This is a genomic window from Micromonospora sp. KC723 (genome assembly GCF_004348595.1).
Lineage (GTDB): Bacteria > Actinomycetota > Actinomycetes > Mycobacteriales > Micromonosporaceae > Micromonospora.
In genome coordinates, this window is record NZ_SMKD01000026.1 from 13,708 (window position 1) to 29,209 (window position 15,502).

At 71.7% G+C, this 15,502-nt stretch carries 13 protein-coding genes; 3 read left to right on the top strand and 10 right to left on the bottom strand.

What is annotated here, in order from left to right; translation table 11 throughout:
• Positions 1 to 31 precede the first annotated feature (31 nt).
• Positions 32 to 475 carry a DUF6228 family protein gene (locus tag E1165_RS08825; protein WP_132389559.1) on the bottom strand — a complete coding sequence of 148 codons (444 nt, stop codon included), beginning with the start codon at positions 473 to 475 and terminating at the stop codon, positions 32 to 34.
• Positions 476 to 1,118: 643 nt separating this feature from the next.
• Here E1165_RS08825 and E1165_RS08830 point away from each other — a divergent pair.
• Positions 1,119 to 1,991, top strand: a complete 873-nt coding sequence (locus E1165_RS08830; RefSeq protein ID WP_243704667.1) for a hypothetical protein — start codon at positions 1,119 to 1,121, stop codon at positions 1,989 to 1,991.
• Positions 1,992 to 2,027: 36 nt separating this feature from the next.
• Here the strand turns inward: E1165_RS08830 and E1165_RS08835 are convergent, their stop codons facing one another.
• Together E1165_RS08835 and E1165_RS08840 are read right to left on the bottom strand one after the other, a co-directional pair.
• Positions 2,028 to 3,026 (bottom strand): D-alanine--D-alanine ligase, encoded by a 999-nt coding sequence (locus tag E1165_RS08835; RefSeq protein ID WP_132389561.1) that lies wholly within the window; start codon positions 3,024 to 3,026, stop codon positions 2,028 to 2,030.
• Positions 3,027 to 3,033: 7 nt separating this feature from the next.
• The gene (locus E1165_RS08840) at positions 3,034 to 4,344 is read right to left on the bottom strand and encodes a PLP-dependent aminotransferase family protein (protein WP_132389563.1); all 1,311 of its coding nucleotides are present in this window, start codon (positions 4,342 to 4,344) and stop codon (positions 3,034 to 3,036) included.
• Between the two features lie 287 nt (positions 4,345 to 4,631).
• On the opposite strand from E1165_RS08840, the gene E1165_RS08845 reads away from it, so the two are divergent.
• Positions 4,632 to 5,297, top strand: a complete 666-nt coding sequence (locus E1165_RS08845) for a GNAT family N-acetyltransferase (RefSeq protein WP_132389565.1) — start codon at positions 4,632 to 4,634, stop codon at positions 5,295 to 5,297.
• A 56-nt stretch (positions 5,298 to 5,353) separates the two neighbouring features.
• On the opposite strand, the gene E1165_RS08850 is transcribed toward E1165_RS08845, so the two are convergent.
• The 7 genes from E1165_RS08850 to murJ all read right to left on the bottom strand — a co-directional run bounded on the left by E1165_RS08850 (position 5,354) and on the right by murJ (position 13,782).
• Positions 5,354 to 6,511: an N-acetylmuramoyl-L-alanine amidase gene (locus E1165_RS08850; protein ID WP_132389567.1), complete on the bottom strand. Its 1,158-nt coding sequence runs from the start codon at positions 6,509 to 6,511 to the stop codon at positions 5,354 to 5,356.
• 196 nt (positions 6,512 to 6,707) lie between these two features.
• Entirely contained in the window at positions 6,708 to 7,031 is a 324-nt protein-coding gene (gene trxA, locus E1165_RS08855) for a thioredoxin (protein WP_132185265.1), read from the bottom strand.
• Positions 7,032 to 7,066: 35 nt separating this feature from the next.
• Entirely contained in the window at positions 7,067 to 8,020 is a 954-nt protein-coding gene (gene trxB, locus E1165_RS08860) for a thioredoxin-disulfide reductase (protein ID WP_132389569.1), read from the bottom strand.
• Between the two features lie 172 nt (positions 8,021 to 8,192).
• On the bottom strand, positions 8,193 to 9,224 hold the full coding sequence (locus E1165_RS08865; RefSeq protein WP_132389571.1) for a hypothetical protein: 1,032 nt from the start codon (positions 9,222 to 9,224) through the stop codon (positions 8,193 to 8,195).
• Complete coding sequence (gene sigM, locus E1165_RS08870) at positions 9,221 to 9,961, bottom strand: RNA polymerase sigma factor SigM (RefSeq protein ID WP_132389573.1); 741 nt, start codon at positions 9,959 to 9,961, stop codon at positions 9,221 to 9,223. Before sigM ends, E1165_RS08865 begins: the two co-directional genes overlap by 4 nt.
• A 43-nt stretch (positions 9,962 to 10,004) precedes the next feature.
• Complete coding sequence (locus E1165_RS08875; protein ID WP_132389575.1) at positions 10,005 to 11,609, bottom strand: protein kinase family protein; 1,605 nt, start codon at positions 11,607 to 11,609, stop codon at positions 10,005 to 10,007.
• Positions 11,610 to 12,039: 430 nt separating this feature from the next.
• The gene (gene murJ, locus E1165_RS08880; protein ID WP_132389577.1) at positions 12,040 to 13,782 is read right to left on the bottom strand and encodes a murein biosynthesis integral membrane protein MurJ; all 1,743 of its coding nucleotides are present in this window, start codon (positions 13,780 to 13,782) and stop codon (positions 12,040 to 12,042) included.
• A 124-nt stretch (positions 13,783 to 13,906) separates the two neighbouring features.
• On the opposite strand from murJ, the gene E1165_RS08885 reads away from it, so the two are divergent.
• Entirely contained in the window at positions 13,907 to 15,367 is a 1,461-nt protein-coding gene (locus E1165_RS08885) for a CCA tRNA nucleotidyltransferase (RefSeq protein WP_132389579.1), read from the top strand.
• Positions 15,368 to 15,502: the final 135 nt, after the last annotated feature.

A 15,502-nucleotide genomic window follows, 5' to 3' on the forward strand; every position in this document is an offset into this window, starting at 1 on the left:
AGGTTGGCCGCCCCATGCCGACCGTCGCTGGTCACGGCGCGGCTTCGAGGAACTCCGACAGCCGCAGGGCGAGCCGCCTCAGCTCCCTGCTCGCCTCGATTCCGAACAGCAGAGTGGCGGACCAGGGCGCGAACGCCGGCGCGATGTCCGCTGCTCGTAGGGTGACTCCGAGTGAGACGCGCCCGATTCCGTCGTGCGCCGCTTCGAGGGTGAGCTGTCCCCGAGCGGAGGTCCAGTACCGCACGCCGTCCCAGCCCCGCCAGCCGGAGGCCAGCGTGCCGAAGAACTCGGACAGCCTGGTTGTCTGCGGGTTGACGAAGATTCCGTCGAGCTCGACCACCGCCGCCGCCGTCATGCCGCCGCCGTGCAACTCGGTGGGCAGGGCGAGAACGTATCCGTCGCCGTAGGGGTCCTCCGGCGGGTGCAGCACCCAACGCGAGCCGGCACCCGACTGGAGGACGAAGGGGTCACTCATCGCGGCCAGCGTAGGCCCTGCCGACCGTCGTTGTCGCTCCCGTGACGGACCTCGGTACCAGCCCTGCCCGCCGCGTCGCCCTGGAACGAGGGTTGTCTCGGCTGGCGCCACCGGACATGGTGATCCGTTCCACGTGAAACGCCGCACCGCAAAGTGTCGCTGGCCGCCGCATCGTTTCACGTGAAACCGGCCCCTGCCGCTCTCCGCACTGCTCGACGCTCGCCGGCCGGACGGGCTGACGGCGGTAGGGAGCGGTTACCTGGGACTCCGGTGACAGTCGGCTGAACCGGGCTTTCCCGCACTGGCTGGCCGCGCGGCGACTGCCGGAAATCGAGGAGCGATCAACAGCCGTTCGATCGCTTCGATCGTTGAAAGACAGGAGCCTTCCTTCGCTGTTCCATCTTGTGGATGAGCCCAAGGTTATCCACAGCGGTTTTCCACAGGCCGGCCTCGTTTCACGTGAAACACGCTGTCCGACAGTGCCCTGACCTGTGGATGACGGGGTGTGCTGGTGTTCTCATCAGCCTGTGGACAACTCCTCTCCAGGGGCCGGCGATGGCGTACAGCACGCGGGTGGAGGAACCCGGCGGTCGATGCCGTTCGGGGAGGGACAGGGATCGCGGACTCGGCTAGGGTCAGCGTCGTGCACGACACCCCTCCCGCGCTTCCGGACTTCACCCAGTGGCCGTCGTTCCCCTTCGAAGGCGACCTCCGCGTCAAGCAACTCGACGACCCGGTGTCGGTCGAACCGCCCCGCAAGGGTGAGGGACTTCGGGAATGCACCGCCTGCAACGCCCCCGACGATGCCTACATCTGGGTTGGTGAGCGGTGGCGGGTCCGTGCCATGGACCGCCCCACCGGCCTGCCGATGGTGCTGATCCTGGAGTCCCGCTCCCACCTCGACCTCGGCGATCTGCCCAACCTGCTCGCTGCCGAGCTGGGGGTGATGACCGTACGCCTGGAACGCGCCATCCGGTCACTGGACGGTGTCGCCCGCGTACACGTCAACCGGTGGGGGGACGGTTCGGCGCACCTGCACATGTGGTTCCTGGCCCGCCCGTACGGGCGACTCCAGCTGCGCGGCACGTTCCTCTCCCTGTGGGACTCGATCCTGCCGCCGATCTCCGAGTCTCAGTGGCGGGAGAACCTGGCCATGGTGGCCGCCTGGCTCGCCGAGTTCGGTGGACGTCCACTGGCCGAGCCGCCGCGCATCCAGTGGCAGGCCCCCTCCCGCCTCGCCGAGTCGGCCGACGGGGTGGAGCCCGACGTCGAGGGGACCGTGTCGGTGATCGAGTCTGAGGAAGAGACGCCCGTTGCGGTGGACGGGAACACCGACGGCTACGACGCCGAAAAGGTTGAGCCTGCCGACGAACCCGACCCAGCCGGTGTCACTCCGACGGTGGACGAACCGACTCCCGCGGACGGGCAGGATGGCGTCCCTGGCCGGCCGTCGGCAAGAAGCGCCGACACCGGTCCGGGCGGCGACAGCGGCAATTGGCGATCCGCCGCCGACTGACGACCACCGGTCACCACACGTCGCTTGGCGCGACGGTCAGGACCGCCGGGCGGCGGCCCGACCGACCAACGAGCCGAGCACCTTCCCGAAGTCCAGCCCAGCCGCCTGGATGGCGAGCGGCAGCAGCGACGTCTCGGTCATGCCGGGCGAGACGTTGACCTCCAGCACGTGTGGTCGACCGTCGGCGTCGACGATCAGGTCGACCCGGGATAGGTCCCGTAGGCCCAGTGCGCGGTGTGCGGCCAGAGCCACCTCGGTGACCCTCCCGGTGACCGAGGCGTCCAGCCTGGCGGGGGCGTGCCAGGTGGTGCGGCCGGCGGTGTAGCGGGCCGCGTAGTCGTACACACCGTTGCGGGGCACGATCTCCACCGGCGGAAGGGCCTGCGGCCCATTCCCCAGGTCGACCACGGAGACCGCCACGTCCATCCCGGACACGTACCGTTCGACCAGCGCCGTCGAGTCGTACGCGAAGCAACCCACCATCGCGGCCGGAAGGGCAGCGGCGTCCCGGACCACCGCGGCGCCCAGGCCGGATCCGCCCTGGGCCGGCTTCACCATCAGCGGCAGCCCCAACCGGTCCACGATCCGGTCCAGCACCGCCACCGCGCCCAGTTCCGAGAAGCGGTCGTGCGGCAGGGCCACCCAGTCGGGGGTCGGGATGCCGTTCTCCCGCAACACCGCCTTGGCGGACGGCTTGTCCCAGGCGAGCCGGGAGGCCCGGGCGTCACAGCCGACGTACGGTACGCCACACAGGTCGAGCACGCCACGCAGGGAACCGTCCTCGCCGGTTGCGCCGTGCAACGCGATCACCACGGCGTCCGGCGGGTCGGCGGCGAGTGCGGGCAGCAGCGCCACGTCGGCGTCCCGCAGTTCCGCCTCGACCCCGATCGTGCGGAGCGCGTCGAGCACCCGGCGGCCGGACCGCAGCGAGACGTCCCGCTCGTAGGAGAGGCCGCCGGCGAGCACGAGAACGTGCAGGTCGCCGCTGGCGGCAGGGCCGGTCATGGGGGATCGGACGGCAGAGGTGTCAGCCATGCCCGAATCATGCCAAGTCAGGTCCGGGCACGTCCGCACCACCCTGCCGGCGCCTGCCGGCCGAGGTGACTGGCCCGAAGACCCGACGCATGGCGATCTCCTGCTCCATGACCCCGGCCAGCCGGCGGACGCCCTCCCGGATCCGTTCCGGCGGCGGGAAAGAGAAGTTCAGCCGGATGTTGCCGGTCCCGGAACCGTCGGCGTAGAAGCCGGTACCCGGGACGTAGGCGACCCGCGCGGTGATCGCGCGCGGCATCATCGCCTTGGCGTCGAGCTCGGCCGGCAGGGTCGCCCACACGAAGAGGCCACCACCCGGATTCGTCCAGGTGGTGCCCTCCGGCATCAGGTCCTCCAGCGCGGTGAGCAGGGCGTCCCGCCGCTCCCGGTAGACCTCCCGGTAGACCTTCAGCTGCTCCCGCCACGGCATGGTCGACAGGTACGTAGCGACGGCGGCCTGGGCGAACCCGCTGGGACAGAGGATCTGCGCCTCGCTGGCGATCACCAGTTTGTCGCGGACCGCGTGCGGGGCGAGGATCCAGCCGACCCGCAGTCCGGGAGCGAACGTCTTGGAAAAGGTGCTCAGGTAGAAGACCCCGTCCCGGCGGCGGGCCCGCAGCGGCGCGGGGGCCTCCCCCTCGAACCCGAGTTGGCCGTACGGGTCGTCCTCCACCACCAGCAGCCCGGCCCGCTCGCAGATGTCCAGCACCCGTTCGCGACGTTCCTCGCTCAGCGTCACGCCGGTCGGGTTCTGGTAGGTGGGGATGGTGTAGAGGAACTTCACCCGCCGGCCGGCGCGGGCCAGGTCGGCGATCGCCACCTCCAGCGCCTCCGGCACCAGCCCCTCGTCGTCCATCGGCACGTGCACGACCTGGGCCTGGGCGGCCTGGAACACCCCGAGTGCGCCCACGTACGTCGGGCCCTCGGCGAGCACCACGTCCCCCGGGTCCAGGAACAGGCGGGCCACCAGGTCCAGCGCCTGCTGCCCGCCGACGGTCACCACCACGTCCTCCGGCGAAGCGCCGCAGGACGCGTCGATACCGGAGAGGGCCATCACCTCGCAGATCCGCTCCCGCAGCTCCAGGGTGCCCTGGCCGATGCCGTACTGCAGGGTGGTGACGCCCTGCTCGGAGCCCAGCTTGCCGAGCATCTCGCCGACCGCGTCAAGGGGCAGCGCGGCGATGTAGGGAGCCCCGCCCGCCAGCGAGACGACCTCCGGCCGGCTGGCCACCGCGAAGAGGGCCCGGATCTCCGAGGCGGTCATTCCCCGGACCCGCCGGGCGTAACGGTCGGTGTAGTCGTCGAGCGTCGTGCCGGTCATGACATCACCTCGATCGGGTGTCGGTCGGGCTCCTGCCCGCTGGGTCCCCGCAGTGCCGGCCACCGTGACGGCGCGGGACGCCGGTCGCTCGATCCTAGTCCGCTTGTGCTGCCCGTGGACCCGTGATTTCGGGTACGTCCACATCCCGGACCGGTCACACCCGGCTCAGGTGGGCATTCGCGCGTCCCCTCCCGTACTGGCGGCGGTCGGCGTACGATCGCTCGTCGGGGGGAGGACGGCTGCGTGGCGCGCCGTTCCACCCCCGAGCCTACTGTGGGGGCCCACCGATGTCGCGACGCCTGGTCAGCCTGACCCTGGACACCTTGGAAGACCTGCCCCGCCCGTGCCGGGAGTGCGTGTACTGGGAGCTGGATCCGGTCTCCGCGGACCGGGCCTGCGCCGCCGGCGATCCGGGGCTGGAGAAGGAGGCCTGGGTCTCCCAGACGCTGCTGGAGTGGGGTTCCTGCGGCAAACTGGCGTACGTCGACGGCATGCCGGCCGGGTTCGTCATGTACGCCCCGCCCGCATACGTCCCCCGCTCGATGGCCTTCCCGACCTCGCCGGTCTCCGCCGACGCGGCCCTGCTGATGACGGCGAACGTGGTGCCGGCCTTCGCGGGGGGCGGACTGGGCCGGATGCTCGTCCAGGGGGTAGCCCGGGATCTGACGAAACGGGGCATCAAGGCGATCGAGGCGTTCGGCGACGCCAAGTTCGGCGACGACGCGGGCGAGGCGACCCGGGCCTGCGTCGCTCCGGCCGACTTCTTCCTGTCGGTGGGCTTCAAGACGGTCCGCCCGCACCCCCGCTACCCCCGGCTGCGCCTGGAGCTGCGGACCGCGCTGAGCTGGAAGTCGGACGTCGAGTACGCGCTGGAGAAGCTGCTCGGCTCGATGAGCCCCGAGACGCTGCTCCGTCCGGTCCGGCCGGCCCCGGCCACCCACGCCGCCGGCTGAGCCGGGCGCACGGCGGCGGCGCGACCGAGTGGGCGGTACCCCGGCGAGCCGTGTGGTCAGTCGACCACCGCGCCGGCGGCCACCACCGCGCGCAGCTCGCTGACATCGATCGAGCCGGTGGGCACGTCCCGTTCGACGGGGAAGAACATCCGCTGCACTGCCGCCACGATCGCCTCCACGACCCGGTCCCGGAAGCGCGGCTCGATCAGTCGTTCCCGGTCCCGTGGCGAGGTGAGGTAGCCGACCTCGACCCGGACCGCCGGCATTCTCGTCAGCCGGAGCAGATCCCATGCCTTGGCGTGGGTGCGGCAGTCCCGCAGTCCGGTCCGCGCCACGATCTCCCGCTGCACGAGCCCGGCCAGCCGCTCACCCGTGGCGGAGGTGACGCCGTTGTTCGTGCCGTAGTGGTAGGTGGCCACCCCTTCCGCCTCGGGATTGGGGTGCCCGTCGGTGTGCAGCGAGAGGAACACGTCCGCGCCGAGGGAGTTGGCCAACTGCGCCCGTTCGGTGTCGGGCAGGCACCTGCCGGGGGCCGGGCCGCGGGTGAGCTGCACCCGTACGCCCACGGCGGCGAGCCGGCCCTCCAACCGGCTGGCCAGGTCGTGCACCAGCTCCGCCTCGGTCCAGCGCAGCGGCCCGTCCGACACCACCACGCCCGGGTCGGTGCCGCCGTGGCCAGGGTCGATCACCACCGTCCGCCCGACCAGGGTAGGTCCGGACTGCCGGATCGCGTCGGACTCGCGCAGCCACTGCGGTCGGCCGCCGACCACCTTGCGCCCGAGCCGGCGCAGTGCGCTCATGGTGTGCGGCCCGCATGCGCCGTCCGATCTCAGCCCGACCTCACGCTGGAACTGTGCCACCGCGCGGGAGGTGCGGACGCCGTAGATGGCGTCGGCGCGGCCCACGTCGTACCCCATCTCCAGCAGGCGTTCCTGGAGTGACCGGACGTCCTCGCCGCATAGGGGCTCGGGTACCGCGTGGTAGAGGGTGCGGGCGCCCAGCCGCCAGCGTGCCGCGTCCAGTGCCCGCCAGGTTTCCGCGCCGACCCGCCCGTCGACGCTGAGCCCCCGGGACTGCTGGAAGGCCCGCACGGCACGTTCGGTGGCCGGGTCGAACGCGGCGTCGGTGGACGGGGGGAGCAGGTCGAGGCCGGTGAGGATCCTGCGGATCTCCGCCACGGCCGGCCCACGGTCACCGGGTCGGATCGGACGCACGCACGACCCCCTCTGCTGCTGGCAGGGCGTGTCAGAGACGCCCGGGACTTGCGGCGAAAGGCGCGCTCCGCGCCCAACGGATGCCTACGGAGCCTACCGTGGCCGGTCCTGGCCAGGCTGGCGGTTCGCGCAGGTCAGAGCCGAGAAAGCGCGATCCCCGCACCCATCGGATGCGGGGATCGGGTGCGGGGACGGCTCAGAGCGCGGACTCGATCAGCCGGACCAGCTCGCCCTTGGGCTTGGCGCCGGCGATCGACTGCACCGGCTCGCCGTTCTTGAAGACGGTGAGGGTCGGGACCGACATCACCCGGTAGGCGCGGGCGGTCTCCGGGTTCTCGTCGATGTTGAGCTTGACGATGGAGACCTTGTCTCCCATCTCGCCCGCGATCTCCTCCAGCAGCGGCGAGACCTTACGGCACGGCCCGCACCACTCTGCCCAGAAGTCCACCAGCACCGGCTTGTCGGACTTCAGCACGTCGGTGGCGAAGTTCGCATCGGTGACGACCTTGGTTGCTCCCACTAAGACCCTCCTCCTCAGGAGTTCGTTTCCGTTGTTCAGCTCTGGATCGTGGCGATGAAACGCTCGGCGTCGAGGGCCGCGGCGCAGCCGGTGCCGGCGGCCGTGATGGCCTGCCGGTACGTGTGGTCGACCAGGTCACCGGCGGCGAAGACACCCGGGATGCTGGTCCGGGTGCTCGGGGCCTGGACCTTGACGTAGCCCTCGTCGTCCAGCTCCACCTGGCCCCGGAACAGTTCGCTGCGCGGGTCGTGCCCGATCGCCACGAAGACGCCGGTCACGTCGAGCACCTTGGTTTCGCCGCTGTGCACGTTGCGGACCCGGACCCCGCTGACCTTGCCGTCCTCCCCGAGGATCTCCTCGACGGTGGTGTTCCACTCGACCTTGATCTTGTTGTTGCCGAGCGCCCGATCCGCCATGATCTTGCTGGCCCGGAACGAGTCCCGCCGGTGGATGATGGTGACCGACTCGGCGAACCGGGTGAGGAAGCTGGCTTCCTCCATGGCGGAGTCACCGCCGCCCACCACCACGATGTGCTGGCCCCGGAAGAAGAACCCGTCACAGGTCGCGCAGGACGACACGCCGTGGCCCAGGTACTCCTGCTCGCCCGGCACACCCAGCGGACGCCAGGCCGAACCGGTGGTCAGGATGACGGCCTTCGCCCGGTAGGCGGTCTGGCCCACCCAGACGGTGCTGACCGCGTCCGAGCCCACCATGCCGGTGTCCTTCAGCTCGACCCGGGTCACGTCGTCGGTGAGGAACTCCGCGCCGAACCGCTCGGCCTGCTTGCGCATGTTGTCCATCAGCTCGGGGCCGAGGATGCCGTCGGCGAAACCGGGGAAGTTCTCCACCTCGGTGGTGGTCATCAGCGCGCCGCCGGACTGCACACCCTCGATGACGAGTGGCTTCAGGTTGGCACGCGCGGCGTAGACCGCCGCCGTGTAGCCGGCCGGCCCGGAGCCGATGATGATCAGGTTGCGGACCTCGTCCACTGCCGTCTCCCGATGTGTGTGTTCGGCATCGGCGGCGCACCGATGTCGATCCCGAGTGCCGACGACTCAGCGACGCCGGCGACTGACTTGCAGAACGTCATCGTACGAAGCGGGGATTCCCGAGCCGGTCGTCCGGTGGGTCACGTCACGCGGCGACGGGCTGACCGGGGCCTCACCCTACCCGCGCCTGGTAACGGGTGTCCGCGCCGGACCCCGGCACGCCGCACTCGGCCCCGCTCACCCACACCCACCGTTCCCCGGCCGGGTCGGCGAACCGGAGCACCAGCGCCGGCTTGCCCCGGAACGAGGCGTAGTCGACGAGTGTCACGGTGATCGGCCCCTGCCCGTGCGCGGCGGCCACCTCGGCGAGGCAGGCGTCCAACGCCGACGGGTCACCGAGGCGCTCCAGGTTGCCGGGCCCCGCCACCCGGCCGCCCTGGACGGCGCTCTCCCCGGAGCCGCTCTCCTGTGGGGTGAGATCGGGGGCCGGGCTGGCGAACGGCCGCACGCTCGCGGCCGTTCCCTCGGCCAGCGACTCCGGCGTCCAGTCGAGACCACTGTGCTGCGGCTTGTCGGTCATCCGGTAGGGCGCCCGGTCAACGCCGGCTCCGCCGGCGGCTGCCGTGTCGGCGGCGTCCCCGGCTCCGGAGCGGTCGAGCAGGTGGTCGATGCCGAGCCCCATGACGGCGAGCGAGGCGGCGGCGACCGCCACCGGGGCGACGAGCCGCGTCCAGCGCCGACGTCGCCGGCCCGGCCCGCTCACGTCGTCCCGCCGCGACGCGGGGGTACGCGGCGTCGCCCGACCGCCCTGAGCGGGGAAGACCGGGCCGGCGGTCCGCCGGGTGTCGGATCGGCTCTCCGCCGGAACGCCCGACCGGGTGCCGTCGAGCGGGTCAGCGGGCACCGCGTTGTCGGGCCCGGCGGCGGAATCCGGCGCGGCGGGAGCCGGCCCCGCCCCGGCGATGGCGGCGGTGAGCCGCTCCACGACCGCCAGTGGCATCGGCGGAGCCAACTCGGCGAGGTCGGCGAGGTCGGCGCCCACCCGGGTGAACGCGTCCGTCAGGGCGGCGTACGCGCCAGCCCAGGCGGGATCCTCCTCGACCAGCCGGGCGACGGTCGCCTCCTCCGGGGTGCCGTCCAGCGCCCCGCCGAGGTAGTCGGCGAGCAGGTCGTGGTCGACCCCGCTGAACTCCCCGGTTGTCACGTGTCCTCCTGGTTGGCGTCCCGCCGGGAGCGCCCCGACCCCGATCCGACGCCCTCCGCAGCCCGTGGGTTCCCCACGGTGACCCCCGGCACGTTTCCGTCGGTGCGGGCGCCCGAGGGGGCGGGGTCCACCCCGGTCCGCAGGTGTCCGAGCTGCACCGCCAGCCGGGCCCGGCCCCGGGCGCAGCGGCTCTTGATCGTCCCCTCGGCGACGCCGAGGATCCGGGCCACCTCGGCCACCGGGTACCCCTGCACGTCCACCAGGACGAGCGCGGCCCGCTGTTCGGCCGGGAGTGTGGCCAGGGCCTCCCGGACCACCAGCGCGGTGTCGTGGTCGGTGGCGGGGGCGGCCGGTTCGACACCACCGGTGCCGTCCTCGGTGCGGGTGCCGTCGGGCAGCGGGACGGTGGGGTGGGACTGCCGGCGGCGGATGCGGTCCAGGCAGGCGTTCACCACGATCCGGTGCAGCCAGGTGGTGACGGCAGAGTCGCCCCGGAACCGCGCGGCGGCCCGGTGGGCGGACAGGAGGGCGTCCTGGAGGGCGTCGGCGGCCTCCTCGCGGTCGCCGAGGGTGCGGAGCGCCACCGCCCAGAGCCGGTCCCGGTGCCGGTGGAACAGTTCGGTGAAGGCGGCCCGGTCACCGGCGGCGTGGGCCCGGAGCAGTTCGAGGTCGGACGCCTCGGCGGCCGGGAGGCCGCCGGTCACCGGGTCGGGCGTACGCCCGCCGCGACCGGTCATCACCACGTCCGTACGAGGTGGTGCCGGTCCCGCGGCGGACGGTTCACGAGCCCTGAACCGTGATCTCCTGGACGCCGAGCTTCCACCCGTCGCCGCTTTCCTTCTCCGGAAGCTCGGTGATCCAGAAGAGGAGGTACTGGTACTTCTCCTCCGGGTTGAACCCGTTGAAGGTCATCGTGGTGCCGTTGTGTTCCTCGAACGGCTGCCCGATCCGGTTCGCGTAGGCGGCCACGAGTTGCTTGTCGCCGTTGGAGCTGGACGGGAAGTCGGCCCCGCCGGCCCGCAGTTCGGCGGAGGCGCCCCTGGACGAGAGGACCGCGCGCACCGACTTGACCGAGTGCGGTTCGCCCAGGTCGATCCAGACCCCCATGCCCTTCTTCAGGTTGCCGAACCTGCCGGAGCTCCGGTAGGTGGCGGTTTCCCAGCCACTGTCCTCCTCGCCGTCGATCACCCGCTCGGCGTTGCGCAGCTCGTCGCGGTCTCCCTCGGGGTCGACAACCCGGACGTCCCTGATGATGAGCTGGCGGACCGGCGCGGCGGGCGAGCTGGCGTCCCCGACGGCCGGGGCGCTCACCGACGGGCCGCCCGCGGTCTGGGTCTTGGGCGACTCCTCGTCGCCGAAGATGCTGATGCCGACGAGGAGGCCGACCAGGGCGACCGCGAGCAGGCCGGCGATGCCTATGGCGACCTTCCGGCCACCGGCGGCGGCAAGCGGCGACGGCTCGTCGCCCGGGTCCGCGGTGAACCGGATGGTGCCGGTCTGGTCGAGGAAGTGGTCCTCGGCGGGGACGTCGAGGCGACCCAGTTCGGCGGCGAGCACGTCCGAGGAGGGCGGGGCGATCTCGGCGTCGAGCAGGTCCATGGTGAGGTCGTCGAGGTACGCCGGGACACCCGCCCGGACCTGTCGGGGCGCGGCGATGGAGCCGCTGGCGTCGCGGACCGCGTCCACGATGCCCGCCCGGCCGTGCCCCGCCGTCGCGCCGCGCAGCGGCGCCTCCGCGTGCGGCCAGTGCCCCGTGAGGGCGAAGTAGAGGATGCCGCCGACCGCCCGGACGTCGTTCTCCTGGCTGTCGGCGCAGTCGGTGCGCGCGTCGGCCAGCACCACCCGGCCGTCGTCGCTGATCATCACGGTGCCGGGGTGGACGTTCCCGTGCACCATGCCGGTGGCGTGCACGGAGGCGAGCGCGCTGGCCACGGCGTTGCCGATGGCGGTGGCGCGGGCCGGATCCAGCGGGCCCTCGGCGACCAGCTCGCGCAGCGAACGCCCGTCGACCCACTCGCGGACCACGTAGGCCCGCTCGCTCTCGTCGATGGCGTCGTAGACGCCGACCAGGTTGGGGTGGATGACCCGGCTTGCGGCCACGGCGGCCTGGAGCATCTCGGTGGCGGAGTCGCCCCCGGGGTAGCGCAGCACCACCGCGACCGGCCGGCGCAGCACGACGTCGACCCCCCGCCAGACGAGCCGCCCGGCGCTGTCGTTGTTGATGTGCTCGACCAGCTCGTACCGCTCGGCGAGGATCTCACCGGCCGTGGGAGCACCGAAGGTCATGACCGGAGCGGATTCTTCCGCCTCCTGACCCTCGCCGACCTGGGTCACCCGTCCTCCCTCGGTGATCGTGTCGATCGATGGACCCGCGCTGCTGGGCATGTGGCTTCCCGCTCTGCCTTCGAAGGAACCGGCCGGCGGGTCGACGTGGGCGTCGGCCACCTGCCGTGTCCGTCCAGAGCGACCTTACCTGGACTGCCCGTCATACCGACATGTCATCTTCCCGCCGCCCACGGCGACGTGCCGGGAGTGACCGACCTCGCCCGGTTCCGACCGTTGTCAGCCACGTTGCTGGCACATGTACTAGCCAATCTACGGGTTGACCGCAAGTAGTCGCCGCAGGGGCCGGCCTGGGTGTCGCGCTCCGGCGACGTGACGCGGGATCCCACCGAACGGTCAGGGGCGGTCGGCCATACGGATGGTTATCCACAGGACTTTCCGGTGGTTGAGCGGGAGAACGGCAAGTTATCCACAGCCGTGTCCCCAGGCTGGTGATCCTCGTTCACCCTCCGTGGCGTCTGTCCGGCGCGGCTCAGCGGCCGAGCTTGCGGCGGACCATGCCGACCACCTCGGTGATCTCGCCGATCCGCAGCGCCGTCGCCAGGCCGAGGTAGGTCACCCCGATCACCGCCCCGCCGACCAACAGTTGGACCACCGCCTCGAGCCAGCTCAGGTCCGCCGGATCGCCGGGAAGCAGGTTGACCACCAGCAGACCGACCAGGGCCGCGCCGAGCGCGGCGACCACGACCCTGCCCATCGTCCGCATGATCCTGCCGAGCCCGATCCGGCCCACCCGGGGGCGCAGCAGCAGCGCCGACAACACCGCCGCCGCCACGTACGAGACGGCGTTGCCGAGCATCATCCCCGCCGCCGCGAACACGGGCGAGAAGACGACGAAGAGCCCGACCTGGAGCAGCACCCGCAGCACCACCACCGGGATGTTCACCAACGCCGGGGTACGCGTGTCCGGCAGCGCGTAGAAGGCGAACGTGAAGAGCTGGCTGATCGCGAACGGCACCAACCCCACCGCGGCGACCAGCAGCACCGTCGAGGTGGCCACCGCGTTGTCACCGGTGAACGCGCCGTACCGGAAGACGACCACCGAGATCGGCGCGGCCAGCACCGCGTAACAGACCGCGACCGGCGCTAGCACCGCGGTGACCATCCGGGTACCCCGGGACAGGTCGGCGGTGACGTCGTGGAACCGGCCGTCCGCGGCGGCGGCGCTCATCCGGGGCATCAGCGCCGTGATGATCGAGACGGCGATGATGCCGTGCGCCATCATCAGCAGCAGGAACACGTTGTTGTAGATCAGCAGACCGGCGCTGTCCTCGCCCGCCGCCCGGGTGAGCAGGTTGACCACCACGAACAGGCCGAGCTGGTTGACCGCCACGTAGCAGAACATCCAGCCGCCGAGTCGCGCCAGCTCGCGCAGCCCCAGCTCACGGAAGTCGAACCGCAGCTTCCACCGGAAGCCCACCCGGCGCAGCGCCGGCAGCAGACCGGCGGCCTGCACCGCCACACCGAGCAGGGTGCCGCCACCGACCAGCAGGATCCGCCCCCAGCCCATGTCGCCCGGTTGGATCGCCTGGGCGCCGTAGACCACGATGTAGAGACCGAAGGTGCCGATGACCACCAGGTTGTTGAGGATCGGGGCCCACATCGGGGCGGCGAAGTGGCCCCGGGTGTTCAGCACCGCGGCGATCAACGCGCTCACGCCGGTGAAGAACAGCATCGGCAGCATCAGGTACGACAGACTGGTGACCAGACCGGTGTAGTTCTCGTCCTTGCCGCCGGCGTACAGGCTGGTCAGCACCGGGGCCAGCAGCAACGCGACCAGCACGGCTGCGGCCAGCGCGAGCACCGCGAGCGTCAGCAGCCGCTGGGCGTACGCCTCGCCCCGGTCCGGGTCGGACCTGCGGCGGCGTACCAGCACCGGGATCAGCACACTGGTCAGCACCCCGCCGAGCAGGAACTCGTACACCTGGTTCGGCAGGAACTGCGCGGTGGTGTAGACGTTGCCGACCAGGTTGCCGAGCGCCGCGCCGATCATCAGGTTCCGGACGAAGCCCGTACCCCGGCTGACCAGGCTGCCGATCGCCATCACCGCGCTGTTCGCCGCGGCGCTGGTCTCCGCCACCACCTCCTGCGGCGGCGCGGTGGCCGCCACCCCCGGCTGGTTCAGCGGCTCCGCCGAGATGAAGGTCGCGTCGTCACCCGGCCGCGGGCCGCCTCCCTGCGCGGCGTTCGCGCTGCGGTAGAGCCCGCCGCTCATCTCCAGCCTCCCGGGGTACGTCGGAGCCGGCTTCGGCCCGCACGCCATGACCATAGTCAACCCGGACCGCATACCCGCGCCCGGCGGATCGGATCGCGTCTCGGCCCGATAGGCTGGCGATCCCATGTCCGAAGCCTCCGCTCCCCACGCCGCCGACCGCCGCGAACTCACCGCCGCGCAGCGCAACGCCGTCGCCGAACTGCTCCGCGTCTCCCCGGTCGCCGACGAACTCGGCCGCAGGTTCGCGCACGCCGGCCACGAACTGCACCTGGTGGGCGGTTCCGTCCGCGACGCCCTGCTCGGCCGGCTCGGTGACGACCTCGACTTCTGCACCGACGCCCACCCGGACGAGACGATCAGGATCGTCAAGGGTTGGGCCGAGTCGATCTGGGAGACCGGCCGGGAGTTCGGCACCATCGGTTGCCAGCGCGACGGGCTGCGGCTGGAGGTCACCACCTTCCGCGCCGAGGCGTACGACCAGGTCAGCCGCAACCCGATCGTCGAGTACGGCACCAGCCTCGCCGACGACCTGAAGCGGCGGGACTTCACCATCAACGCGATGGCCGTCAGCCTCCCCGACCACCGGTTCACCGACCCGTACGGCGGTGTGGACGACCTCGCCGCCAAGGTGATCCGTACCCCGGGCACGCCCGGGGAGTCCTTCGGCGACGACCCGCTGCGGATGTTGCGGGCCGCCCGCTTCGCCGCGCAGCTGCGTTTCGCCGTGCACCCGGACGTGCGCGAGGCGATGACCCGGATGGCGGCGGACCTGGACCGGATCACCGCCGAGCGGATCCGCGACGAGTTCACCAAGCTGCTCTGCGGAGCCGACCCGATCACCGGGCTGCGGCTGCTGGTCGACACCGGGCTGGCCGAGCGGTTCCTGCCCGAACTGACCGGGCTGAAGCTGGAGATCGACGAGCACGCCCAGCACAAGGACGTCTACGAGCACACCCTCACCGTGGTGAGCAACGCGATGTCGTACGAGACCGACGGCTGCGACTTCGTCCTGCGGATGGCCGCGCTCATGCACGACGTGGGCAAGCCGGCCACGAAGGCGGTCGGCCCGGACGGCCGGGTCAGTTTCCACCACCACGAGGTGGTCGGCGCCCGGCTCACCAAGGCCCGGATGAAGGCGTTGCGCTATCCGAAGGACGTCACCGCGCAGGTCGCCAAGCTGGTCGGCCTGCACCTGCGTTTCTACGGGTACGGCCGGGGCGAGTGGACCGACTCGGCGGTACGCCGGTACGTGACCGACGCCGATGACCTGCTCTCCCGGCTGCACAAGCTGACCCGGTCGGACTGCACCACCCGCAACCGCCGCAAGGCCGCCCAGCTCGCCGCCGACTACGACGCTCTGGAGGAACGAATCGCCCGGATCGCCGCCGAGGAGGATCTGGCCCGGGTCCGCCCGGACCTGGACGGCAACGCGATCATGGAGTTGCTCGGCGTACCGCCGGGGCCGGTGGTCGGGAAGGCGTGGCAGCACCTCAAGGAGCTGCGCCTGGAACGCGGCCCGCTGGACCGCGACGAGGCCGAGGCGGAGCTGCTGCGCTGGGCCCGCGATCAGGGCATCGTCTCCTGAGCCCCGGGCCGGCGACGCCGGCACGTCTCGCGGAGGCCGCCGTCGGCCCGTGATCGACTTCCGTTCGGGGTGTCGCCCGCCCCCGGGTGCGGCATCCCGACTCGATCAACGGCGTACCGGAGGGACGCGAAGGGT

Coding starts and splice junctions, on each gene's coding strand:
- E1165_RS08825 (WP_132389559.1), bottom strand. CDS start 475: ATGAGTGACCCCTTCGTCCTCCAGTCGGGTGCCGGCTCGCGTTGGGTG.
- E1165_RS08835 (WP_132389561.1), bottom strand. CDS start 3,026: ATGGCTGACACCTCTGCCGTCCGATCCCCCATGACCGGCCCTGCCGCC.
- E1165_RS08840 (WP_132389563.1), bottom strand. CDS start 4,344: ATGACCGGCACGACGCTCGACGACTACACCGACCGTTACGCCCGGCGG.
- E1165_RS08845 (WP_132389565.1), top strand. CDS start 4,632: ATGTCGCGACGCCTGGTCAGCCTGACCCTGGACACCTTGGAAGACCTG.
- sigM (WP_132389573.1), bottom strand. CDS start 9,961: ATGACCGGTCGCGGCGGGCGTACGCCCGACCCGGTGACCGGCGGCCTC.
- E1165_RS08875 (WP_132389575.1), bottom strand. CDS start 11,609: ATGCCCAGCAGCGCGGGTCCATCGATCGACACGATCACCGAGGGAGGA.
- murJ (WP_132389577.1), bottom strand. CDS start 13,782: ATGAGCGGCGGGCTCTACCGCAGCGCGAACGCCGCGCAGGGAGGCGGC.
- E1165_RS08885 (WP_132389579.1), top strand. CDS start 13,907: ATGTCCGAAGCCTCCGCTCCCCACGCCGCCGACCGCCGCGAACTCACC.